The following is a 26,226-nucleotide window of genomic DNA, read 5'->3' as shown; positions in this document are numbered from 1 at the left end:
GCTGATGCCGATGCCGATGCGCCTGTCATCGATGCAGTCACAGGCGATGACATCATCAATGCGGCTGAAGCAGGTACCGGGTTTAATGTGACTGGCACTGGTACTGCAGGTGACATCATCACCTTAACCAATGAAGCAGGTACTCAGATTGGCAATCCTGTGACCGTTGATGGTGATGGCAACTGGAGTGTGGCAGTTGATGCCGATGACGTGGCGGCCATGGGCGAAGGGGATGAAACCCTAACAGCCACTGCCACAGACGCCGCTGGTAATCTACCAAGCGCCAGCAGCACGGTTGATATTGTCGTAGACACCATTGCACCGACAGCGCCTGTCATCGATGCAGTCACAGGCGATGACATCATCAATGCGGCTGAAGCAGGTGCCGGGTTTAATGTGACTGGCACTGGTACTGCAGGTGACATCATCACCTTAACCAATGAAGCAGGTACTCAGATTGGCAATCCTGTGACCGTTGATGGTGATGGCAACTGGAGTGTGGCAGTTGATGCCGATGACGTGGCGGCCATGGGCGAAGGGGATGAAACCCTAACAGCCACTGCCACAGACGCCGCTGGTAACATCAGTGCCCCTGTGACCAAAGACATTATTGTGGATACAGATGTACCGACGGCACCAACTGACGTCCCTGTGGTCACTGACAACGTTGCCAATGACGGCAGTGGCGATGAACTTACTCCAGCAGAAACCGTCACTAATGGTGGCCTGACTAACGACAACACCCCAGGCGTTGTTGTACCTGCCGAGCAAGTGGCTAATGGCACCCCGCAACTGGTGGTTGATGGCAACGTCGTACCTTCGGCCTCTACGCCTAATGGTGATGGCGGCGTGACCTTAACGCCAACCATGCCATTGACTGACGGCCCTCATACACTCAGTTACAACCTTATTGATGAGGCAGGTAACGTGAGTGAGGATTCGCCAGTTACTAACGTGACGGTTGATACTACTACTATCGTTGCTCAAGATGACTCAGCCGATATAGATTTAGGTGAGTTGCAAGCCACTAATAATCCACCAGTAACTGACAATAACGTCGCCGTACTTGGTATCGCTGAAGGAAATGGAGTTGCCCAAAGAAGTAGTTTTGTGCAAAGGAGTAGTTTCGTTACAAGAAGCGATATCACGGCAAGGGATGTAGACTCAGATGGTATTCTTGGCTTTACTGTAAGTGATGGCGCGATTGGTACAGTTAGTATCGATGTCCAACAAGTAGCGCTAGTTGCAGTAGCGGATGCCGTCAATATAGAAGTCTACAATAGCAATGGCGATCGTGTTTATGTCGGTACTACTGGTGGTGAACCACTAATAGGTGATGTAGTCGGTTTAGAGGTACTAGGCATTACTGACAACGACACATTGACAGCGACTGTATCTGGTTTAGAGCCAGGAGACTATACGGTAATAGTGCGCAAAAGCGATAGTGCATTAACTACTTTAGTAGAAGATGTGGAGTTGGCAGACTTAAGCGACTCAGGCATCGTTTTAGGTCCAGATAACCAAGCGGCTGTCTTAAATGCAGTAGAGGCCTCGCTAAATGCTGACACAGTTGGTTTGGGCACCACAGTGAAAGGTATTCTTACCACTGCTTTAGGTGTAACGAACGAGCTAAGCATCGATGAATTGGTGACTTTGCTTCAAGACAATACCGTATTAAACAATTTACTTGGTGGCGTAGTTGATCCAGTACTAGATGCTGTTGCAGGTGCATTACTTAGCAATACCCTAACGTTGCTAGAAACGACCAATGTGACGACTACACTAACGGAATATAATTTCGATTCAAATGCAATCCTCACAGGTAATGTCATTAATCCTGATGGGTTAGCAGAAGATGAGTTGGGTGAAGATATAGTCACCGCTAATACTAAGCTGACTGATATCAATAGTGAAAATACTTTATTAGAGCCGACTTCTGAAATTGTTGACGGTCTCAACGTATTTACCATACAGGGTCAGTACGGTATTTTAATCATCAATGAGCTTGGTAACTACATTTACAGGGCCAATGGTGACTACGCATCGTCAGGTAAAACAGAAGTATTTGAATATACTATCTCTAACGGTGCAGCAGGTAACAGTGACACCGTAAAACTGGTGATTAATATCAGCTCCACGGCTCCTAGTACGCCCATATCAGTGGCTACTGTCACTGATAACGTGGCCAATGATGGCAGCGGTGACGTACTGACCCCTGAAGAAATCATTGTCGATAATGGGTTCACAAATGACAACACGCCAAGTTTGGTGATTGATGCCAACATTGTTGATGATGGAGACACACCTCAGTTGGTAATTGACGATATTGTGGTTGATGCTATAGTCGTCAAAAATGCGGATGGCAGTTATACGCTAACACCGCAGACGCCTTTAGATGATGGCGAGTATGAGCTAAGTTACAACATCAAAGACGCTATAAACAATGTCAGTGGTAATGCACCTTCTGTGACTATCACAGTTGATACAATTGCTCCAGCTGCTCCAGTTGTTGAAGTGAATACAGATGGCACTGAAGTAAGTGGCACAGCAGAACCCAACTCGTTGGTTGAAATCGATGTTGATGGCGATGGCGTACCTGACTACAGCGGTACTACAAATGGCGCTGGCGACTATGTTATTGACACCAGTGAAGATCCACTAACCAACGGTGAGACTGTTACCGCAACGGCTACTGATGCTGCAGGTAACGTAAGTGCGCCTACTACTGTCATCGTACCTATCAAGGTGGATGCCATCGACGATAGTACTACAGCTGAAATAATCGTTACACCAGTGACGACTACTGAGATTAAAACGGACTCGGCAACATCAGTATTGAGTCTGCTTGGTGCAGGGAATATTGAAATGCAATTTGATTTTGATATTGCTGAAAATAGTACAGGCTCTGTAGAAATAAGTCTTGCGGCATCTGGGGTGGTAGATCTTCTAAATAATAGTAGTGTGGTTCTCCAAATAAAAGATGCGAATGGCACCTTTGTTGATATTGGGAACTCTGGTACTAATACTGGATTGATTGATGTGCTCGGTCTCTTAGGTGGAAATGCGAGTTACCAATTAACAGATTTACCAACCGGTGAATACCGATTGATAGGTTACGTCAGTCCAGCAATTGGTCTGATTACTACTGGAACCCTGACGGCGAATATCGTTGAGACTGATTCAACAGCGATAGCATCGGTAGCAACTGCAAATGCTACGGGCAATGTTATTGACGAGAATGATGTAGCAACCGCTAATACGGTAGTGACTTCAGTTGAATTTAATGGTCAGTCGTTTATTATTAGTGGCGATACGTCTATCAGAGGTGACCACGGAATCTTGGTTATAGACGCTAATGGCGCCTATAATTATACGCCAAACTCAAATGTTAGTGGTATTGGTAAATCAGATACATTCTCTTATACTATCGTTGATACAGTTACTGGTAGTACTGATAGTGCCACATTGATAGTAGGTATTGAGAGTGATTACCCAGCGGTCGATTTCCCAATTGATGCGGTAGATGATGTGGCAACCACAGAGCTGATTGTAAATCCAGAAACGATAGAGCAGCCTATCTCTGGTCAAGCTAGTAATGTGCTAGGTCTTTCCAGTGTGACAAGAACGTTCACTATTGACCCAGGTGATATAGGATCAGCGTTACTTACCCTTGAATCGAGTGACCTTTTAGGTGGTACTAGCTTTGTGGTACAAAAACAGAATGGTCTCTTTTGGGTTAATGTTGCTACTCAGACAGATGCTGGTTTGCTCGATCTTGGAGGTCTTTTAGGAGAGCGCTTAATTATTACGTTAGAAAATCTGGAAGCAGGTAACTATCGTGTTATAGCTGAGGCATCTGGAGCACTTTCTAGCGTTAATCTTAATGGATTTGTTACGAAGACTGATCCAGATGAGCCAGGCACTTATGATTCGCAAGCGGCTGTTGGTAATGTGATCAGTGACAACGATGACGTCACACTATCTACGGTTGTGTCGTCAGTTGATGGTACGAGTGTTATTGGCACCACTGTCATAGATGGTCTCTACGGAACACTCACAATAAAACCAGATGGTTCGTATTTCTACAGACCTGATCCAGACCTCAACGTTATCAACCAAGTAGAAACTTTTGAATACACGATACTTGATGATTTTAATAATACAGATACCGCCACACTGACTATAAACATCACTAGTGACTGGCTAGCACCAGAACCAGTCGCTGCACGTAGTATGACGGTAGATGAGAGCTTCACGCTTGCTGACGATACTGATGACGCTATTGAGCTTCCTGACACCTCGCTGATTACCTCAACCGAAGGACTCGATATCCTAAGCTTTGATGGGGCGAATCAAGTCATTAGCTTGTCTGATCTTATCCAGCCAGAGGTGCTAGACATCATCGATATCAGTGGAATAGGTGCAAATACTCTGAATGTCGCAGCTAACGATATTGATTCGACTATCTATGTCAAAGGGAATAGTGATGATTCCGTAGACTTAGGTAATGTTGGCGTTGATTTCAGTGATACAGATGGATCTGGTAATGCGACAACATGGGTAAATACTCAAACCACGACATCAGATACCGATGGACAACAATATAACGTGTGGGCGCTGAGCACCGACCCGGCTACACAGGTCAATATTGATGTTGATATCACCAATATTATTTAACATTGACTAATTGAGTTCTAATTTCTAAAACGCTCCCGCAATGGGGGCGTTTTTTACAGGGTATACTCAATTACTTGAAGATATAGTTAATGAACATTCAAAGTGCTAAAAATACAAAATTGGTATATTTAATCAAAATACTCAAAAATAGCAAACCATAAAAGGTGATAAAAACATGAGTGAAAATACAATCATTAATGGCTTAATGACTCACTTAAAAAATAAATTACCAGCTATCTATGAACATTGGGTACAAACACATACTACCCAAGTACGCACTGAAAATAGTGCTGGGAGTTTTCAATATTCTGCAGTAGATACGTTGCCTGTCACCTTCATTTTATCAGTCTCTGATAGTCATAAAAAAGCCAAAGTAGTCACTTTCGTTATTGATGATTTAATAAAACTAGACAAAATAGATTGCATTAGCAATTTCTCTAACTTTGAAAAAATACTGCCTGAGATAATCGCAAAAATTAAGAAACTATCATCTAAGTTTGATGCTCCTATTGCTTGGCTAAGGTTAGAGTGGCTCACTCAAGCTACGCTTACGAATTGGTCAAGTTTCCAAAAAAATATAAAAAAGTTCAAGCGTAACTATTACCGATCAGGCATTGCGTTTGAAGGGGTGCGTGAGCCATGGTTATTGCTCACCGAAATGGAGCTGAATGCCAATGCATGCCTGTATATGGGTAACACGGTTTCTCATGCAGGGGTTAATACTAACAACCTGAATGTGTATCTAAAAGCACGCCATGGCAGTAGCCAAATTCCAGATTTTAGCAATGATTTACCCGTTATTAGTTTTAATACGGCGGGTGTATTTATCGATCAGAATACAGGTGAGTGCCATCACCTTGATACACAGCCACGCTTTAAGGGTCACCGCAAGTTGTTGCCACTATCGGCAGATACGACTCAGCCTATCATTGAGATGTCTACAAATTACTTAGCCAGACAAGTGCAGCCTTCTGGCCAATATATGTATGGATACTTTCCTTGTTTTGGTCGCACGATAGATACTTATAATAGTCTGCGCCATGCCAGTAGCACCTATGCACTGATAGAAGGCTATGAAGCTTGTCATAGTTTTGACGCCTATCGTAACGATGAGGCTGAGCTTGCTTTGGCTAATATGAAAGTTAGTATTGATAATGCCATGAGCTATCTAATCGATGAGCTTATTCAGATCTATGATGACAAAGCATATGTGATTGATACTGGCGGAGAGATTAAGTTAGGCGCAAATGCCGTTGCGATATTAGCAATCGTTAAATATCTGCAAGTCTTTAGAGATACACCAAAAGCAGATGATTATCATGCGTTGGCAGAGCGATTAGCGCTAGGCATCATTGCGATGCAACAAGACGATGGCAGCTTTGTGCATGTCTTACATAGCAAAGACTTAACGCTAAAAGCGAAAAACCGAATCATTTATTATGATGGTGAGGCGGCATTTGCAATGATGCGCTTGTATGGTTTGACCAAAGACACGCGTTGGCTTGACTGTGTCACTCGTGCTTTTGACTATTTTATCGAAGCCAAGCATCATCAAGCACATGACCATTGGTTGTCTTACTGTTCAAACGAGCTAATCATTTATAAGCCTGAAAAAAAGTATTTTCAGTTTGCAGTAGATAATATTAAAGGTTATACCGATTTTATCAAAAACCGTATTACTACTTTTCCGACGTTGCTTGAGCTATCCATGGCATTCCATAAAATGCTATTAAAGCTAGATGAGCATCCGGAGTTTCATGATGTGTTAGCAGGTTTTGATGTTCAAGGGTTTTATCAGGCATTGCATGCGCGTGCTAATCATCTTATAAATGGTTTTTTCTTTCCAGAAATGGCCATGTTTTATAAATCCCCGCAAACGATTTTACATGGATTTTTTATCCGCCATCACTCGTTCAGAGTGCGAATTGATGATGTAGAGCACTATCTATCAGGGCTTATTGGTTACTTTGATTTTTTAAAAACGGCTAATTACCCAAAGCTCGCTGCTAAAAAATATCAATCAACTCATAATGTAGTCCATACAGATAACGAAGACAAAAATCAGCCAGTAAAATCCGATAGCCAGGATTTGAAACAACCTGTGTTAACGGCCAATTCGCTGGTCCTTGCCACTAAGGGTAGGTGGCTAGTCACACCGCCAGTAGATTGGTCTGCAACAGGATTATGCATTTGGCCACCCAGTTTTGAGTCAGGGCAGATTATCGTGGCTCGAGGAAAAAACATGGCGGTGGGCTATTTGTCTGAAAAGTCGATTGAGTCTTTAGTGAAAAAAGGTGCTTCTGCCATTATCACTGATGATGTTATAGCATACAAAAACTCAAATATTCCCGTGCTGTACGTGCGCGATATACGTGAAGCGACTATTGCGATTGGACGATATGCTTGGCAAGTCTTTGATGGTCAAGTGATTGGTATTACTGGTAGTGCTGGGAAGACCACAACAGTGCATATGCTGGCACATGTACTGAATGGTTTCGGCGGTGCGAGCTACACTCAATCTAGTGCAAATCTACCGGTAGGCATTGCATGGAATTTGGCTTCTATGCCTCATTCTATAAACTATTGGGTATTAGAGATGGCGATTGGCTCTATGTCTGCCAATACCAATTTAGTCCGCCCTGATATAGCGCTCATTACTAATATTGCACCCGCACATCTTGAGTATCATCATAATGTTGAGACTATTGCTCTCAAAAAATCACGTATTTTTGAGGGTATGGCGCCAGGTTCTCTCGCCATTGTTTGCCGAGATATCGAGCAGTATAGTTTGATTGAGCGTTTAGCAACCACATGGGGTATTCACGTTGTCAGCTATGGTGAACATGATGATGCGACAATTAAGCTACTTAGTTATAATCAAAAAGAGGCACAAGCACAGATAGCAGTTGATGGTCAGACTTATCTGCTGAATTTACAGGCCCGTGGTCAGCACATGGTATTAAATGCGATGGCTATTTTGGCCGTGGTCAACCATAATAATTTACCTATCCATGACGCCATTACTCGATTAGAAACTTTTAAAGCAGTGAATGGGCGAGGGCAAGTACTCGAAACGACTTATCAAAACCGACCAATTACACTTTATGATGAAGCTTATAATGCAAATCCATTATCTATGCAGGCGGCACTCGAAACATTTGAACAGCTACAGGCACCTACCCATCAAAAAGTATTGATTTTGGGTGATATGTTAGAGCTAGGGGGTGACAGTAGTAAGTACCATTTACAGTTGGCTCCTATCATTGAGAGGATGAATTTCAGAGCTTTGGTTTTAGTTGGTAGTCAAAGCAAAGTATTGCTTGATAAGCTTAAAAGTCTAGATATAACACTTTATCACTTTGAAAATGTACAAGCCTTAAGCTTGAAACTACATGAGTTTATTGAAGATTATGACCATGTTTTTATTAAAGCCTCTAATGGTATTGGACTCAATAAGCTATTTATAGAAGGCTAAAATATTCTGAATGTAATTAGAAGTCAGAGCTAACAATATAGGAGGCACTGCCATGGAAAAATTTGATACGGACGCCGCCATATTGGTTGAGAGTTTTAAATTAAGAAATAATGAGATAACTGATCAGCGTCTTATCATAGAAAACAAGTCAGCAATACCAAAAATGATGGCATCATTGGCTAAATTGATGACAGTTATGTTGGTCTGGGATAAAGTGATACAGGATAAAATCGACCCTGTTACAACTACGGTAGAGATGCCGGTTAGTTTATTAAAGGGTAGTAGTGAGTACTATCAGTTCTATCAAAAAGGCGAACAAGTACCGTTAATAGTACTTATTGAGTCTGCTTTAATCGCTAGCTCTAATGAAGCAGCATTCACTTTAGCCTCTTGGCACTCTGGTACTGAACAGACTTTCGTCACTCAAATGGTTCGTCAGTCATACTTTCTTGGTTTAAGAGGCAGTCATTGGACCAGTTGCTCAGGTCTTGAGAAAAGTGCTTATACAACAGCCCAAGACATGAGTAAGCTTGCCAAAGTATTTATCAGCCAGTATGGGGCAATAGCTTCTTTTTGTTCGTTGAAATATTTTGAATTTAATGGCAAAAGAGTGCTCAATACTAATAAGCTTATGCGTTCTTATTCTAATATTCTAGGATTAAAGACAGGTAATTTGGTTGGTATAGGTTCGAATCTTATAAACTACTGGACTGATGATGACACGCATTATCTTAGTATTACTTTAGGAGCTGAAAGTCGAGACATATGTTATAGCATTTCCAAAGCAATTATGAATAGCTATGGTAGGTTTACTCCGTAAAGAGCGGCTTGGGAGGCTTCATTCAAATAGCAATTAATGTATGCCATTATTTACGAACTATCTTAAACTTATATTGTAGCTATACTCTTATTTTATGCTATATGCTAAACAATATTTTTATGCGAGTAAGACGCACGTTTTTATGTTCAATTATCCAAGTCTATTAGTAGTAATAGACTTAAATTAATTTTACGAAATATTTAATTAATATCTATTGATTTTTCGACGTAGCGTTATGGTTTTACTGATGATTTATTAAGTGTGGAGCTATACTGGCGAATTGAGGCCAATGACACAGCAGCTCTAAGACTATCTTATATAACAGGTTAGACTTTATTTAAATTATTATCTTATTGCCTTATAAGGTAAGTTTTAGTAAGGTTTAGTGCATAAAAGATCAACATTTATTCAAAAAACATTCATAGAGCTGATCACTGAAAAAATAATATGAAAAATTCGTCAAATCGTAAGCAGTTACTTCGTAGCATTTCAGTGCGCCATTTTATGACGACTTTGGCGACTGGTATATGTTTTACAGTGACTTCACACGCAGCAGTAGCAGATTTCCAAATCAATAGCTTAGTGGCGCAGGCAATTCAAACGCATCCTTTAGTAGGGTCGGCTCGAGCGAGTCAGCAAGCAACAACTGAAGGAATTAATGCGGCCAAATTAAATCTTTTACCAACACCAAGCGTAAGCTCAGGTTACGATAGAGACAATGATTTTGTCTCAGAGGTGACCATTCGCCAGCCCCTATGGACAGGGGGTAAGCTCACCGCAGATGTCAATCAAGCCATATTCGATGATAAAGCTGCGGTAGAGTATATTTATGAGCAGCAAAACCTAGTGGCCAAAACAACGATTGATGCTTGGCAGAGCTATATCCAAGCCGTCGCTACACAAAGTGTCCATGTAGAGAATTTAAAAGAGCTGAATGATTTTGAAGCCATGATGCAGCGACGCGTTGGTCAAGGTGTATCAGCTCGTATTGAGCTTGATCTGGTGACTAACCGTATATTGCAAGAGCAAACCTCTTATCAAGCGGCAGTTGAGCAGCAACGTATTGCCGCTGCTAGGCTAGAACAAATCATTGGTCAACCACTGTCTCAGATGAGTGTCACGAGCATACCGAACCTTAAGGTGTTGGTAAATCAAGCCAAGCAGCAATCCGTTGACTTTGAAAGAATGGCATTTGATAGAGCTGGCTTTTACAATCCTACCGTCGTAAAAGAGCACTTCCAGATTGAGTCCGCGAAGCAAGGTGTCGAAGCACAGCAAGCGGCTCGTTACCCAACCATTTATGCCCAATATGAGCATGCTTACTATCATGAGGATAATGAAAACGATGGTAAGTTCTCAGTAGGATTGAGCTATGCACCAGGTGCTGGATTTTCTAATTTTGCGCTAGCACGAGCCTCACAGGCAGAGGTCAACAGCCTAGTACAAAACCAAGAAGCCGCACGCCGTAATGTCATTGAGAATATTCAGGTACAGTATCAGCAGTTTGTCAGTGCCAAAGATAGGGAAACCTCGTTGGTTGCGGCTGTAGCAGGGGCACAGATTGTAGTCAGCTCTTATCGTCGGCAATTCATCGCAGGACGCAAGTCATGGCTAGAAGTACTAAATGCTGTCCGTGAGCATAACGATTATCAAGTCCAACTGGTACAAACTCGTGCAGAAATGTTGGGTGCATTTTATAGACTACAAGTAGATTTTGGCATTATGCAGTGGCAGCAGTTTTCTCATAATCGTGACCCAGTGACTTTGTTTAGCCCAGCCAACTCTGTCAAGCAATGGCTCAATAAGCAAGACAAAAACAACGCTAGTAGTCATTTCGGTTATGGAAACAATTCAGCAGAAGAATATATCGATATTAAGTTGCCCGCGACGGCAGAGCAAAGCTTGAACAATGGTGAGTATCTCATGTTAAATGATGATTACAGTATTACGCCGATAACTGAACAAGAGAATATGACAAATAATTAAATCAAAAAGTCATATGAACAGGCGTAAATTATCCTACATACGCAACCATCTAAAATATTAAATAAGCGATTAATATGAGTGCACAATTACAAAAGACACCGCCTCAGTCTGTTGACCATCATGAGCTGCAATACTCAGAGCAGGTCGATCTGACCGAAACGTTGACTGATGCGATTAAGCATTTACTCGGACAGCAAGGCTATCCAGTAGATAATATACGGCTCCATGATGTCGTCAAACGTCATAGTGAGCAATCGGACAGGCAAGGTCAAAGCATTCATGAGTTAGGCGGTGTTATTGCAGTATTACAAGGCATTGGCATAACAGATACACCAGAAATATTAGAGCAGCCTGATGCCGCTTTTTTGCCCTTACTAGCGTATCGAACGGATTTAGGTTGGGGCGTGATTGATAGCCAAACGCCGCAAAAAAGCTGGAACTTTAGACAAGCGAACCAGCAGGTACATACGCGTGCCGAAGAATTGACTTTGGTCATGCGTATTCGTCTAAAAGAAGATCATATTAAGCAGCGCAAGGCCTCATTTTCTGATCTGTTAAAGTCTGATTTGGGTAATTATAAAGGTATTTTAGCTGAAGCCGTTATTGCCACTTTTCTGATTAACATGTTGGCATTAGCCGTTTCTCTGTTTTCTATGCAGGTTTATGACCGTGTCATACCAACGCGTAGTGAATACACGCTGATCATTTTAGCCAGTGGTGTCTTCTTGGTGATTATGTTTGAAGCGTTCATGAAGTTTTCTCGCTCAAGAATCATGGATAAGGTCGTCGTCGGTCTAGACCAGTACCTATCTCGAGAAGTGTTCCAACGTCTACTCAAAGTACGTATCGACCAAATGCCGGGGTCAGTTGGCTCTATGGCAGCACAGTTACGTGGTTATGAGCAAGTACGTAGCTTTTTTACGGCGAGCACGCTTTTTGGTTTAGTTGATTTGCCCATGACCATTATTTTTATCAGCTTAATAGCTTTTATTGGCTCGCCATTAGTCGCTGTTGTACCAGTAATAGCGGCGGTCATCGCAATTACGATGGGACTGATTGCACGTAAACGAATTGATGCTATTGCTTCAGAGGGTGCGACTGCCTCTTATTATAAAACAGGTCTGTTAGTAGAAGCTGTGGAAGGCGTCGAGACAATAAAGGCGGGGGCAGGCAGTTGGAAGTTTCTCTCGCGTTGGCTAGATGTGATGGATGTCACCATCAAAAACGATTTGGATATGAAGCATGCCAATGACAATTTAACGTATTTTACGCAGATGCTACAGCAAGTAAGCTACGTTGGTATTGTGATAGTCGGGTCGTTCGTCGTCATGCAAGGTGACATGACAATGGGCGGACTGATTGCCTGCTCGATACTTGGTGGTAGAGTGTTGGCGCCTGTGATGGCGATACCCAACCTATTAGTGCAGTACGCTCATGCCAAAGCCGCCAAAATGAATATCGAGAGTCTGTTTGCACTGGAGCAAGACAACCAAGGCGTTGCATATCCATTATCGCCTACGCATATAAAAGGCGCGTATCAGTGCGATGGATTATCGTTCAATTACCAAGGCAACGATCGACCAGCCATTACGGTTCCGCAACTATCGATTAAACCAGGAGAGCGTATAGCGATACTTGGGCCTATTGGTTCAGGTAAATCCACCTTGCTTAAGGTGCTAGCAGGACTGTATGCACCCACGGAAGGACGCGTGTTGTTAGACGGACTGGATATACATCAGATCAGCCGTGAGACACTTAGTGAGCGCTTGGGTTATCTGCAGCAAGATCATCGATTATTTCAAGGAACCCTGCGTGAGAACCTATTAATCGGTATGGCAGCGCCCAATGATGATGTCCTTCAAGAGACTTTAAACAGGACTGGGCTAATCAACTTAGTATCCAGTCATTCAAGTGGTCTTGACCTACCGATCAGTGAAGGCGGTAAAGGACTATCGGGCGGACAAAAGCAACTGGTGGCATTTACCCGTTTGCTGCTGACTAAGCCAGATGTGTTTTTACTGGATGAGCCGACGGCTTCCATGGATAATCGACAAGAGCAGCGCTGCCTACAAGTGCTGCGTCAGGAGTTGACAAAAGGGCAGACGTTTATTGTTTCGACTCACAAGACAGCATTGCTAGACTTGGTAGATCGGCTAATCATTATGGATAACCAGCGTATTATTATCGATGGTCCAAAACAAGCTGTACTTGATGAGCTCAGAAAAAACGATCAAGCAAAAAATAAAACCACCGTGCAGCAAAAAGGTAAAATCGTTAACAAAGCCAACCAACCGTCGAAAGAAGATGCCGACGAAAATAAGCCTGCTACCTCTAGAGTTAGAAACATCAGCGTAAAACCCATCAGTGCTAAACATTCAACAGACGATCAAGGGAAGTAGGCATGTCAGAGTATAAGTACACACCCACTAAACCCCAAGTTAATCGTTCAAGATTGAGTATTTGGATAGCATTAATCGGGATCGTCACTTTAATTGTCTGGGCCTCATTTGCCAAGATTGACCAAGTGACCCGTGCGCAAGCAACGGTAATTGCCAGTGCTCGAACGCAAGAAATCCAAGCGTCAGAAGGCGGCGTATTGACTCAGTTGGCTGTCACAGAAGGTGAAGAAGTTAAGGCAGGTCAGTTATTGGTAGTGTTGGAGGAAGAGCGTGCTAAAGCAGCTGTTGATAATTCCGCTTCTAAAACAGCTGCATTGACTGCTAAGCTAGCAAGACTAAATGCTGAGATTTTTGAAAAACCGTTGGTATTTCCTAAAGGGGTACAGGACTATCCTGAGTACGTACAAAACCAAAGGGCACTATACAATAGACGTCGTCAAGCCATCAATGAAGAAGTCTCTTCTCTTGAGAAAATGCTGGTGCTGGCACGTCAAGAATTACGTATGAATGAGCCTTTATTAAAATATGGCGATGTGAGTCAGGCTGATGTTATCAAGCTTAGTCGTCAAGTTGCTGATATCGAAGCGCAGATTAATAACAAGCGCAATAAGTACTTTGAAGAAGCACAGGCTGAAATGACAAAGGCTCAAGAAGAGTTAGATACAGAGCTTGAGCAATTGCGAGATCGGGCACAAGTACTTGAAGAGAAACGTTTGATGGCGCCCACAGAAGGTAAAATTAAAAACATCAATGTGACCACTATTGGCGGTGTCGTCAAGCCCGGCGAGGTTATCATGCAGATTCTACCGACCAGTAGTGACTTGGTTATAGATGCCAAGGTCAGTCCTGCTGATATTGCTTATGTCAAAGAAGGTCAAGAAGCGACGGTTAAGCTCGATGCTTATGATTACTCTATCTTTGGAGCCATGAAAGGGACAGTCAACTATATCAGTCCAGACACGCTAATGGAGCAAACACCTAAAGGCGAAGAGCCTTACTACCGTGTATTAATTGTGATTAATGGTGCTGAATTTAAAGGGCGCGGTGATGAGATTGTCATCAAACCTGGTATGACAGCTTCTGTCGATATCAAAGCGATGGAGCGTACGGTATTGTCTTATTTGACTAAGCCAATTACCAAAACCTTATCAGAAGGTTTGGGTGAGCGCTAACAGCTTAATATTGAGTATTTATCAATGAGATTGAAAAACCCCAGTTAATTGCTGGGGTTTTTTTATATAAAGGTATTTGGTCTCGTGCTACTGCTCATAATTCTTATAGTCTTCTTAGTTGGAACTTTCAGAAAAATTTTGGCTATTCACCTCATTTCTTAACTGTTGTTGCTCATCAATTTTCTGCTGATTACGTTTTTTGACTTCGTTGATAGCCGCACTCAATTGATTATTTATTGCTTCCACTTCAGATTTTGCTGAAAGATAGTCTTTATCTATTTTGATGTTACTTTTTTGAGCAGGAACATCTATATCCAGCAAGCTTGCATTGTTTTTAATCTCTTCCAATTTATCATCAGTGTTCGCAACTATAGACTGAGTGTTACGATCTGTTTGGGCATTTAGCGCCTTTTCCTTTTGCGGAGGAGTTTTGTTTGCTTGAGCTGATTCTATCGCTGTAGAAGCTGTTTTTTTAGGTTTATTATCGACGTTATTGGCAGCTGAAGAAGGGGGCGCTTTTCTGCTTTCCACGCTAGCTGTTTGTCCATTATTACTTGCTAGCTGAGATGCTTCAAGCTCATTACCAATCTCAGATTTTTTATTGACCGTGTCTTCTACATTGTCGTTAGTGTCATCAGATGTCTTAGTGCTGGTGACAGTAGTAGTATAGACCTTTTCAGGTAGATCTACATTGTTGATAGCAGCAGGTTCAGTCGTGTTCATTTGGCTATCAGCTACTTCTACCGAATCCGTCTGATGAGTGTTCAGATAGAAAATAAAGAAAACCCCAACATGTACTAATACTGCAAGGCACAACGCCCAAAACCATTTTTCGCGGAACTTCATCATTATATGGCTTTACCTTTATCATATTAGTACACGTGCGACACACCTTGAGGTTATCAAATAATTAGGATTGTTGGTAGAGAGAATAGGCTAAGCCTGTTCAATATTATCTTTAATTTCAAATTCTTTATTTCCAGAGTCATTGCTCTCAAAGTCAGCTAGCATCTCTGTGATTAGCTGATCCTTTTGATGCCATATTTGCTCTACCCATTCAAACATCTGCGCTTTTATCGCTTCATCTATTTCATAACCGCCGTTTTTGATCGCAGTAAACAGGTCTGTGGGTATCTCAATATGTCGCACATCGACGCCTAAACGCTTGATATTACCTTTCCATAGATCGCTATAAGTGGGCACACCGTCAGGGTAGACAATCGTCATGTCCAAAATTCCATCAATCTCTTCCCCTAAGGCACTCATAGCCAGTGACAACCCGCCAGCGCGCGGCTTAAGTAAATGCTTATACGGGGATTCTTGTTTATCGTGTTTGCTAGGGGTAAAGCGAGTCCCTTCTAGATAGTTCAATAGTGTAAAAGGCTTGTCTTTAAGCAATGCACACGCTCGTTTCGCTTCTTCGATATCCCTACCCTTTAGAGCAGGGTTTTTAGCGATGGCTTCTTTAGAATGTCGACGCATCATAGGAAAGTCGAGAAAATAGAAAGCTTGACCAATGACGGGGATGTATATGAGCTCAAACTTGGTAAAAAAACGCGTTAATGGCAAACGTTTTTCGCTGATATATTGCACGATACTGGTATCAACCCATGACTGATGATTGCTCACCAGTAGATACTTACCGTTGGTATGCACATCATCAGGTAAGTTAATGCGCCAGTCTTTGCGCGGTAATACGTTATCGATCAATGCATTGTTACTATTGATCCAATAGTTCGTCACATCGATAACGGCTTTGTCAGCGATGGCAGCACCGGTGATAGCCTTGGTAGCACCCATTACCCATACAGGTAGCCCAGCTAACATACTATTAAAAGTAATAACGCTGGTTGCCGTCGTCAGTGAGGCAGCTTTGCCCAGTTTTGGAGCGCGTTCATGTAGTTTTTGAACGATTGATTTCAATCGCATATCGAATCCTTTTACTCATGCCTATGATGAGATATTGATAATGTTGCTGCATGATTTTAGCAGAAATCAATCTCAGTGTACGAGTGTTAACAACAAATAATAAACAGCATTGGTGAATTAGAACGTACAATTATATCAAGATTTTGCCAAAGCGAAATACGAACCAGACCATAAACACAGTCTGTTTTATTTATAAAAACTAACCGATAAAAAATGAAATACAGATTAATTAAAAGGGTAAGTGTCTATGATGATATTTCGAGCTCAAATATAGTCCTTATATGCTGGCTAGTCTATGAGTTTCGTCTAGAACCTCTTTTTATAGCTTCACAGTGCTACTCAAACATTAGTACTGAGCAAATACTAATGAAGTTAGATATGAAGCGACTGCGTTTGATAGCAATTAAGTTATCAGTAAACAAAAAAAGGGTGTATCAAGAATTATCTCGATACGCCCTCTATAATTTAACCCGTTAGATATCGATCAGCTAAATAATCGAGTGAATCAACACTCTATATTTACTATATCAATTAGCCGTGCATACCACGGATAGGGTAGTTGTTTTCTGGGTTTCTAACAAAAGCCAAACCGTTTGCCAAGGCTTCAAGATCTGGTCTAGAGAACGGTGCGTTTGAGATATCAACGATATGTACTTTTCCTTCAGCATTGATAACGAATACAGCAGGCTCAGCGAAAGGATGATCGGTTTCTTTTTCTGAACGTGGGTCAGAGATATATAGACCTAGCGTGTTCATCTGCTCGATAGTCAGACCATAAGCCATAGGGAAGCTAACATCTATTTGATCTAGATGACCTTCTAACTGCTCTTTGCTGTCTGCAGATACTGCGATGATATCGACACCAACGTCATAGAAAGACTGTTTTACTGTCTCTAAGGTATTTAGATATTTTGTGCAAATTGGGCAATGCTTACCACGGTATACAACGACCAGTTTCCAGTCATGACCGTTTTCAGGTTTGCCTAATGAAGTCATTTCACCGTTTAATACTTGTACTTCCATTTCAGGAAACGTAGTACCGGCTTGAATTTTTTGAGCATAATCTGTTGACATAGTTCTTATCCTTTTTAATAGTATTTTTATGGTTAGTTGGTATTTAACAGCGTTACATTAGCAGTCTTAAGTGCAAAAGTATTGGATGTTTACAGTCGTCCCAAGTAGTAACAGGAAAAATTAACATTACCTTTAAAATAGACCAATAAGACTACTTAAGTAGGCTAGGGCATATCATCAATTAGCACATTGAAACATTTAGTGGTCTTAAAATGGCTAAATTTTGTCAAACATCGTCAGAAATCTTGTCAATATGTTCATATTTGCGGCGAGTTCTTCCTTGTTTGACTGCAATTTTTCTCATTTTGAGCCTCACAATCTAAATGATGACACGCCCTAGTAAGTCATAGACAAAGCGTCTACTTTTTCGCTTCTTCAGTTGTCTGAGCGTCTACTTTATCTTGAGTTTTTAGCTCGAAATCTGAAGCATCATGACGTTCGTGTAATTGCTCAGCAGATTCACCCCAAGTGCGGTTTACCTTGCGACCACGTTGCACAGCAGGACGCTCTAAAATCTCAGTTGCCCAGCGACGTACATTTGGATAGCTCTCAACTTGTAGGAACTCTCCTGCGTCGTATGCTTGACCTAGTATGAGATTACCATACCAAGGCCAAGTGGCTATATCTGCAATCGTATATTCATCGCCACCTAGATAGCGATTTTCTGCAAGCTCTCGTTCTAGAACATCTAACTGTCGCTTTACTTCCATTGTGAATCGATTGATAGGGTACTCAAACTTTTCGGGCGCATAAAAATAAAAATGTCCAAAACCGCCACCTAAGTAAGGAGCAGAGCCTTGTAACCAAAAGAGCCAATTCATCACTTCAGTGCGTGCTGCTGCATCTTTAGGGAGTAGTTTTCCGAATTTTTCAGCTAAATAAAACAAAATAGCGCCACTCTCAAACACACGGCTACCAGTCTCTGTATCCAAAAGTACAGGAATTTTTGAGTTTGGATTTAGCTCCACGAAACCTGATGAGAACTGTCCGCCTTCACCAATTTGAATAAGGTGCGCGTCGTACTCAGCTTCTGTTACACCCAACGCCAATAACTCTTCGACCATAATGGTGACTTTTTGACCGTTAGGGGTGCCCATTGAGTAGATCTGCAACGGATGTTTGCCGCGAGGTAGTTCTGCTTCATGCATTGGACCAGCGATAGGGCGGTTGACACTTGCCCACTTGCCGCCGCTTTCTGCATCCCATGTCCAGACGCTAGGTGGCTCGTAATGATTAGAGTTTGACATAATGATGATACCTTTTTATATACTGTGCTCAGTAGGGTGTAATTGGTAAATCAGATCCAGTCTATTGTTTTTATTCTGGCATGTCTGCTAGTTGCTTCAAGATGTTTTTGTAGTTTTCTACACCTTGTGCGCCGCTTACTAGATGACGACCATTAAAGATAACCGATGGTACGCTTTGAACACCTTGCTGCTTTGAATGCTGTACGGCTTCACGTATCACATTGGCAAAGCGTTGATCTGCGATAACGGCGAGTGCTTCATTACGATCTAGTCCAATATCTGCTGCGACATCTGCCAGTACGGTACTGTCAGCCACGTTTTTATTATCAACGAAATGCGCAACGAATAATGCTTGTTTTAGGTCGTGCATACGTCCTTGCTGATCAGCCCAATGCAGCAATTGATGCGCATTAAAAGTATTGTAAGTACGGAAATCATCGGTAAACTGAAAATTAAATCCAGCTTCTGCACCTGCTGCTGTCATTCTAGCTCGGTTCTCTTTAACGTCCTCAGCAGTTGTACCGTACTTCTCCATAATATGCTCACGATAGTTTCTTCCTTCGTGCGGCGTATTAGGATTTAACTCAAATGGATGCCAATGAATCTCATGCGGCGTGTTGGTTTGTTTTAATGCCTCGGCCAGTTGACTATAGCCGATAGCGCACCAAGGGCACACAACGTCTGACACGATGTCTATTTGTAAGGGTTTTTTTGCCTGTTCCATAGGATCTCTCATTAGCGATAAGTTAAAATGAAAAACTGCTGCCCGAAGATGTTTCGAACAACAGTATGAAAACATCAAATGGACTGTGTCAGCGTTAGCCGAAAAACGTATTAGTCAGCTTTGTGCCATTCAAATTTCTGAAATGGCTTGTCGACTGGTGTGTTAGCTAGGTGGTTCGTGTAGTTGCTCATGACTTTTTGAGCAGCACCAAGAATAACTTCAAGAATTTGACGCTTAGTGTAGCCAGCATCTAAAAATGCTTGAACCGCGCTGTCATCAACGTTACCACGATTACGGACGACAGAAAGTGTAAAGTCACGTAGCGCTTCTAGACGAGCAGTTGGTAGTGGCGTCTCATCACGTAATGCATCCGTGATAGCGTCATCTACTTTCATGCTCTTAGCAATACCAGTATGCGCAGGCACACAGTAATGGCAAGCATGCTCAACATTGATAGTTTGCCATACAACAGTGGTTTCTTCGTCATCAAAGCTGCTGTCTAAAAACAGTTGATGTAGCTTTTGGTAGCCTTCTAGCAAGCCAGGCGCTTCAGCCATCACGGCGTGTAGGTTAGGTACCATGCCAAATGCTTTGATAGAAGAATCAAGTAAGTCTTTGCTTTCTGCTGGGGCTGTGTCTTTATCGTGTAGAGTAAATTCGGTCATAATATAATTCCTAATAATAGGTTTAAGATTTGGTGTGTTTTAGAGTTTTCATGCTCGCTTCAAAGTAGTCACTGATTTACATTTAATTATTAGCTTGAGTAGTTACTCAAAATTAGCAACTTTGCTTAGTAAGCGAGTCAATAGAGACTACTATAAATGATATTGAGCAATCGCTCAATAATTATTTGAGTAATCGTTCAAGTAAATTGTAATGGGTCAATTACATTCCTCTGCGTAATTCATATTACTCTATTAATATCAGTAGTTTAAGAAGGTAACACTGTGTAAGTAATAAGAGAAAATAACGGTAAAAAAGTGATTGTTAGCGTTAATAACGTTATTTTCTCTAGTATTACGGGCAAAGCTTATTGAGATGACTGAATGAATTGAAATTAATCAACTTCAGTCATCTCATGTAGCACGAATGATTCAACCGCGCCTTCTGTTGCGGCGGAAAAGTCTTTTAGATGTTGGTTTTCCATATGGATTTGCCATAGATCGCGCGTGGCCCAGCTTTCATGAAACATAAAGTGAGTGGGTTTCTCATTATCTTGGAACAAATCATAACGAATACAGCCTTCTTCGCTGCGGGTAGCTGGTATGAGTTTTTCGAGTTCAGCTTTTACGAGAGTGATGCTATCGTCCTTTGCTGTTATATGGGCGATGACGGTCAATGTAGTCATTTCTAATCCTTTGAATTAGTGTGATGGTTAGATGAGTTTTGAGGGTGACTGTTGGTAAAAAAGTCTATATGCGAACAGAGTTATATCGACACTGTGTTTATTATATCAATATATAACATTACTTGAACGACCGTTCATTTGTGGTTATAGTGTATATCAGACAATAAAAATGTGCTTCAAATTTCGACGTCTATTTTTGTTATCTCATTACAGCTTTTATAGTCATTAGTATATAGTCGATTCAATTTAAAAGTAGTACAAGGCAACCGAACGTAGATGTATATTTAATTACTTCAAGCGAGGTTAACGCAGTAATATTTTTATAGTGGAATGACTATAGTCACCAGATTTGATAGTCATTAGACGACTGTCTTCATATAATAGGATAAAGTTATGCTTAAATTTTATTTTCACCAAACGCCAAACCCAATGAAAGTAGCATTGTTTCTTGAAGAAACTGGGCTACCTTATGAGCTTGTGGCAGTAGATACGCTAAAAGGTGAGCAGCATACACCTGAGTACCGTGCTATCAACCCAAACGGTAAAACACCTGCCCTAGAAGATGATGGCAAACGCGTGTTTGATTCTACGGCAATCTTGATGTATCTTTCTGAAAAAACAGGCAAGCTGGCAGGACAACCAGAAGATCGTAGCGAGATGCTGTCATGGCTAATGTTTGTGGCATCTGGATTAGGCCCTTTTTCTGGTCAGTCTGTTCACTTTAGACATAAAGCGCCAGAGAAAATCCCATATGCGATTAATCGCTACCTTCGTGAGGCCGAGCGTCATTATGAAGTGCTAGATACGCACTTAGAAGGCCGTGAATATATGGTTGGTGATAGCTACTCAATCGCTGATATTTCTACTTGGGGCTGGATTGATAAGGCGACAGTTGTACTAGGCGAAGGCGGTTTGGATAACTATCCGAATCTAAAGCGTTGGTTTGATAGCATCAATGCTCGTCCAGCGGTACAAAAAGCCCGTGACATTCCTAAAGGTATTGATTTCAAAACTGAGTTTGATGACGTTGCTGCACGCGCGCTTTATCCGCAAAACTTTGATAAAAACAGTTAATCGATAAAAATAGTTAATCGAAGCAAAGAGACTTAATAAGTCTTATAATATAAAAAGTGATTAAAACCAGTAACTAAGGTTGATTCTACAAACTTTGCCTTAAAATAGATTTTAAGGCAGAGATATTAAGGTGAAAATTATGAGTGCTCCGATAAAGTTCAATCGTGAGGATGTGATCGAAAAAGCAAAAAATCTCTATTGGGAAAAAGGCTATCACGCGACATCAATGCGCAATTTGCAAGATGTAGTGAATATGCATCCAGGTAGTATTTATGCAGCTTTTGGTAGTAAAGATAAACTATTTACAGAGTCACTGAATCGCTATGCCGCAGATGGTGCCAAGAGATTGGCCGACTGTATTGAGCAAAAAGACACAGTGCTAGATGGCTTAAAACATTTTATCCATACGGTGATTGTCTGTAATAGTGCTACTGCGCCTAGCGGTATGTGCATGATCGTAAAGACAGTCGCTGAGCTTACTCAAAACGATAGTCCAGATTTGCTCGCACATGCAACGAATATCTTGGAAGGTATAGAGGCGTCGTTTGCCGTGCTCTTTGGACAAGCCATTGATAGCGGTGAGATTAGCGCAGAAAAAGATCCAGTTGAGCTGGCGCGTTATTTCCAAATTCAAATTATAGGTCTCAGGACGTATGCGCAGGTTACTAATGACAATGATGCGGTAGAGAAATATATCGATGATATTTTTAAAAATATCGTATAGCAGGGTTGTATAGAGAGTAGATTTTTTAGTTATGACAGCTTTCGCATTTTGTCGTTGACCAATCATCATAGTATTACTAAAAACCCTGATTGCTAGTACATTAGCAGTCAGGGTTTTTGTTATTTATTACTGTACTTTTGGATTGTCATTGATGAACTGCAGTAGAAGTTCAGCTAACGTTTCGCCTTGGTCTTCTTGCAGGAAATGACCGCCATTGACAATAGTCGTATGATTTTGGTCTTTGGTACCAGGAATCAGCTTTTGCATAATGCGATCGCCGCCACCAGTTACGGGGTCGGAATCACTAAACAATGTGATAAATGGCTTGTTCCATTTGCTTAGCACGACCCAAGCTGCTCGGTTGTTTTCTGAAGCAGGATCATCTGGTGTCGTGGGCACTAGGATAGGAAACTGTCTAGCACCTTCTTTATAGGACTCATCAGGGAAGGGCGCATCATAAGCATCCAGTACGGCTTGAGATAATGTCGTTGTGGTACCGCTTTTAATGGCGCCTGCTACATTAAATTGCGGCGTCTCTTGAGAGAACTTCTGCCACTTGCGAAAGCCTTCGCCAGGATCATGATCTCCAGTCGGTAGCATCGTGTTGCCTGCTGCGACGCGATCGAATTTATCAGGATACGCTGCTACTAAACGTAGACCGATTAAACCGCCCCAATCTTGACAAAACAGTGTGATATTTTTTAAATCCAATTGATCAAGCACCGATTGCATCCAATCGACATGGCGCTGATAAGTGTAGTCAGTACGTGATGCAGGTTTGTCTGAACGTCCAAACCCAGGAAGGTCTGGCGCAATAACGCGATGTCCTGCTGCTGTTAGTATGGGAATGACTTTGCGATACAGATAAGACCAAGAAGGCTCACCATGTAATAACAAGATGGGGTCGGCGTCGCTTGGACCTTCATCAAGGTAATGTACTCGTAGCTCACCACCTTCTGTATCATCGACCATCAAATAGTTCGGTTCAAAATCGTAATCTTGCAAGTTAACAAAACACGAATCAGGCGTCCTAAGTTTTTTCATATATCATCCTTGGGTTAGAAAAATAACACTGCATTCTGGCACTGGTGTTAGACAGTCTATTAGAGGTGAGTCTCTAAGTGCTACTCGACTATCACTGGTAATGCTAGTGATAAGGCTATCTAACTATAGTCTATATTGATTAAACGTTCAAAATGAAAACTATACCCTACATGCATTCGTTGCTGCAAACATTAATGCTAGTAAAATTAGAAACGAAATACCATGATGACTGATTTTGGAACATATTAAGTATTCAGAAAAATATGACAGATATACACTTAATCTATTTGTAAGTTTGATTACTTTCCATCTATCGACTCTCTTACAAAAAGAATAATTTTTATTATATATATTCAATAATAACAATTGTTTTTTAAGGAATTAGATATAGTTGATAGGTTACAAAACACAAATTATTTCTGTGAAAAACGGTTGACTAATTTTTTGCAGCGTCAGATGGATGATGTAGTATTATTCCTATAGTAATCAACGATTAATATAAATTGAAATCTAGATTTCTCATGTGAAGTAACAGTTTAAAACGCTGCATTAGAGGGTTTTAAACTGAATTCTATGAAGTTGACTTTACAAAATACTTAAATTACTATCAATTAATAAAAACAGGTCATTTTTTATCCGAATGAACTCTACCGCATTATAAAAAGACAAAAGTTCTCTAGTAAGTAAAAATCAAGTCCAAATTATCGACTATTTTGTTAAAAGATAAACTATATTTAGGCGGTATCTGAGCAAGAACAAACACGTTGTCTCAAAGAAATTATCAATTAGGAATCTATAATGGAAAGAGTATTTAAGAACACTATCGCAGCTATTATTTTACCCACTATTTTGCTCGGTATATCTGGATGCGCTGCTATAGGCAATAGTGGAATTGATAACGAGGGCGACAGTCGTAGAGTGGGCAATGTCACGTGGAACAATCAAGTCGACACAGACGTTCGCAAGCTACTAGCAACAGAAGTTAATACCGATCAAACAAGATTGATATTTATTCGTAAAAATGACGATGATTTAGAGCAAACTAGTGCCAATATTTCTGTTAATAATAGATATCAAGTAAGCCTACACCCTGGTAATTATACAGCTGTTAACTCTTGCGTTGGTACAAACCAGTTAAGTGCTCATGCTACTGGTTTTAAAGACAATAACTTATTAGCAGATAAAAAAGACTATCAGCTTGATGGTGGTCAAACATACTTCTTCTACGTTGATATGGATGATACAGGAAAAAGTACACTCGAAGAAATAACTGCTGACAGTGCATTACAATTATTAGAAACCAAACGCTATCAAAATCATCAAATTAGCCGAGTAGTGCCTAATTGTGCAGCTCCTGTAGTATCTGAGCCACTAGAAACAGCACCAGTAGTACCTGTCTTGGCAGAGAAAGTGACAATCGAGCTTGAAGTATTGTTTGAAACTGACAAAGCTATTGTTCAGCCTGAATACTACTCTAAAATTTCTGAAGTCGCAGAGTTCATGACTCAATATCCAAACACCATTGTTACTATTGAAGGTCATACCGATAGTCGGGCAAGTGAGCAATATAACCAAGCTCTATCACAACGTCGAGTGAACGCTGTAAAAGAAGTGTTAATCACTCAATTCGGTGTAGATTCTGAACGTCTCAGTGCTGTTGGTTATGGTGAGTCACAGCCAAGAGCTAGTAACGAAACAGTAGAAGGTCGTCAGCTTAACCGCCGTGTTATTGCTGTTGTGGAAGAGCGTTCAAATAACTGATAGAAAAACGAATTTGTCATAAGTAAATTAGGCCATAAAAAATTCAAACAGTATTGTTGCAACTAAAAAAATAAAAGGTAAAAAATGAATGCTATTGTCGTAAAAACGAATGATGCCACTCAGACTATAAGCCAAATAGAGATCATAACTAAAGATGGTACACCTACCGTCATTAAAGCCGTAGACAAAGTAAACTATGAGTTTCATGACAAATCTATTAACCGGGCTCCTAATCATATTGTTACTAAACGGATAAAAAACGACCTTCACGTATCGTTTGAAAAGGAAGGTAAAGATAGTGACCTTATTATAGAAGGTTTTTACGATAGCGCAGATAGTGCATTGGTTGGTATTGCCGAAGATGGTGAGTATTACTACTATATCCCAGATACTGGTGAAACCTATGATTACGTGACTCAGTTAAATATAGGCGATGTAGAAGGTCAAGCTTTAGGTGGTCAAGAATATGTAGCAGCTGCGATACCGTGGTGGATACCTGCTGCTGCTGGTATTGGACTGGTTGGATTACTGGCGAGTGGAAGTAGTAATAGCAGACACGATGACAGCAATACGGAAGAGGGTACTGCGCCCCTCGTAACAGATGATCGCCAAACCGGCTCATTTGGTCAATCAGTGGTCATTGACGTGCTAAGCAACTACACCGATCTTGAAGGCGACATCGACCCAACTAGCGTAAAACTGATCAACCCAGACACAGGTCTTGAAGTCACACCAGTAACGGTTGCAGCCGAATGCGTATGGATTGTTGATA

18 protein-coding genes are annotated in these 26,226 nt (G+C 41.3%); 10 read left to right on the top strand and 8 right to left on the bottom strand.

Annotated features, from left to right (window positions below; genetic code table 11):
* The 6 genes from B2863_RS11985 to B2863_RS11960 all read left to right on the top strand — a co-directional run.
* On the top strand, nt 1-4,677 hold a 4,677-nt coding region (locus tag B2863_RS11985; RefSeq protein ID WP_296210960.1), incomplete at its 5' end, for a beta strand repeat-containing protein.
* A gap of 175 nt (nt 4,678-4,852) precedes the next feature.
* Entirely contained in the window at nt 4,853-8,152 is a 3,300-nt protein-coding gene (locus tag B2863_RS11980; RefSeq protein ID WP_296210956.1) for a UDP-N-acetylmuramoyl-tripeptide--D-alanyl-D-alanine ligase, read from the top strand.
* Nucleotides 8,153-8,204: 52 nt separating this feature from the next.
* Nucleotides 8,205-8,972, top strand: a complete 768-nt coding sequence (locus B2863_RS11975; protein WP_296210953.1) for a D-alanyl-D-alanine carboxypeptidase family protein — start codon at nt 8,205-8,207, stop codon at nt 8,970-8,972.
* Between the two features lie 447 nt (nt 8,973-9,419).
* A complete protein-coding gene (locus B2863_RS11970; RefSeq protein ID WP_296210950.1) occupies nt 9,420-10,958 on the top strand; it encodes a TolC family protein in 1,539 nt (512 codons plus the stop codon).
* A 74-nt stretch (nt 10,959-11,032) separates the two neighbouring features.
* Complete coding sequence (locus tag B2863_RS11965) at nt 11,033-13,357, top strand: type I secretion system permease/ATPase (protein ID WP_296210948.1); 2,325 nt, start codon at nt 11,033-11,035, stop codon at nt 13,355-13,357.
* 2 nt (nt 13,358-13,359) lie between these two features.
* A complete protein-coding gene (locus tag B2863_RS11960) occupies nt 13,360-14,529 on the top strand; it encodes an HlyD family efflux transporter periplasmic adaptor subunit (protein ID WP_057760587.1) in 1,170 nt (389 codons plus the stop codon).
* A 114-nt stretch (nt 14,530-14,643) separates the two neighbouring features.
* Here the strand turns inward: B2863_RS11960 and B2863_RS11955 are convergent, their stop codons facing one another.
* The 7 genes from B2863_RS11955 to B2863_RS11925 all read right to left on the bottom strand — a co-directional run bounded on the left by B2863_RS11955 (nt 14,644) and on the right by B2863_RS11925 (nt 20,851).
* The gene (locus B2863_RS11955; protein WP_296210944.1) at nt 14,644-15,378 is read right to left on the bottom strand and encodes a hypothetical protein; all 735 of its coding nucleotides are present in this window, start codon (nt 15,376-15,378) and stop codon (nt 14,644-14,646) included.
* Between the two features lie 87 nt (nt 15,379-15,465).
* Nucleotides 15,466-16,458 (bottom strand): acyltransferase, encoded by a 993-nt coding sequence (locus B2863_RS11950; protein WP_296210941.1) that lies wholly within the window; start codon nt 16,456-16,458, stop codon nt 15,466-15,468.
* A gap of 531 nt (nt 16,459-16,989) precedes the next feature.
* Nucleotides 16,990-17,532, bottom strand: a complete 543-nt coding sequence (locus tag B2863_RS11945) for a peroxiredoxin-like family protein (protein ID WP_101205252.1) — start codon at nt 17,530-17,532, stop codon at nt 16,990-16,992.
* A gap of 359 nt (nt 17,533-17,891) precedes the next feature.
* Nucleotides 17,892-18,779, bottom strand: a complete 888-nt coding sequence (gene yghU, locus B2863_RS11940; RefSeq protein ID WP_296210935.1) for a glutathione-dependent disulfide-bond oxidoreductase — start codon at nt 18,777-18,779, stop codon at nt 17,892-17,894.
* 70 nt (nt 18,780-18,849) lie between these two features.
* Nucleotides 18,850-19,503 carry a DsbA family oxidoreductase gene (locus B2863_RS11935; RefSeq protein ID WP_296210932.1) on the bottom strand — a complete coding sequence of 218 codons (654 nt, stop codon included), beginning with the start codon at nt 19,501-19,503 and terminating at the stop codon, nt 18,850-18,852.
* Nucleotides 19,504-19,613: 110 nt separating this feature from the next.
* Entirely contained in the window at nt 19,614-20,168 is a 555-nt protein-coding gene (locus B2863_RS11930; protein WP_296210931.1) for a carboxymuconolactone decarboxylase family protein, read from the bottom strand.
* A 392-nt stretch (nt 20,169-20,560) separates the two neighbouring features.
* The gene (locus B2863_RS11925; protein WP_296210930.1) at nt 20,561-20,851 is read right to left on the bottom strand and encodes a putative quinol monooxygenase; all 291 of its coding nucleotides are present in this window, start codon (nt 20,849-20,851) and stop codon (nt 20,561-20,563) included.
* A gap of 393 nt (nt 20,852-21,244) precedes the next feature.
* On the opposite strand from B2863_RS11925, the gene B2863_RS11920 reads away from it, so the two are divergent.
* Both B2863_RS11920 and B2863_RS11915 read left to right on the top strand, forming a co-directional pair.
* A complete protein-coding gene (locus tag B2863_RS11920) occupies nt 21,245-21,925 on the top strand; it encodes a glutathione S-transferase family protein (protein ID WP_057760571.1) in 681 nt (226 codons plus the stop codon).
* Between the two features lie 139 nt (nt 21,926-22,064).
* Nucleotides 22,065-22,649 (top strand): TetR/AcrR family transcriptional regulator, encoded by a 585-nt coding sequence (locus B2863_RS11915; RefSeq protein ID WP_101205246.1) that lies wholly within the window; start codon nt 22,065-22,067, stop codon nt 22,647-22,649.
* 126 nt (nt 22,650-22,775) lie between these two features.
* Here B2863_RS11915 and B2863_RS11910 read toward each other — a convergent pair whose 3' ends face one another.
* Entirely contained in the window at nt 22,776-23,693 is a 918-nt protein-coding gene (locus tag B2863_RS11910; protein WP_296210928.1) for a haloalkane dehalogenase, read from the bottom strand.
* 798 nt (nt 23,694-24,491) lie between these two features.
* Here B2863_RS11910 and B2863_RS11905 point away from each other — a divergent pair.
* Nucleotides 24,492-25,454 carry an OmpA family protein gene (locus B2863_RS11905; RefSeq protein WP_296210925.1) on the top strand — a complete coding sequence of 321 codons (963 nt, stop codon included), beginning with the start codon at nt 24,492-24,494 and terminating at the stop codon, nt 25,452-25,454.
* Nucleotides 25,455-25,538: 84 nt separating this feature from the next.
* The coding region (locus B2863_RS11900) for a hypothetical protein (protein ID WP_296210922.1) at nt 25,539-26,226 on the top strand (688 nt) is incomplete at its 3' end.

The sequence above is a fragment of the Psychrobacter sp. UBA3480 genome (assembly GCF_002377945.1).
Classification (GTDB): domain Bacteria; phylum Pseudomonadota; class Gammaproteobacteria; order Pseudomonadales; family Moraxellaceae; genus Psychrobacter.
This window is presented reverse-complemented; position numbering and strand designations above follow the sequence as displayed.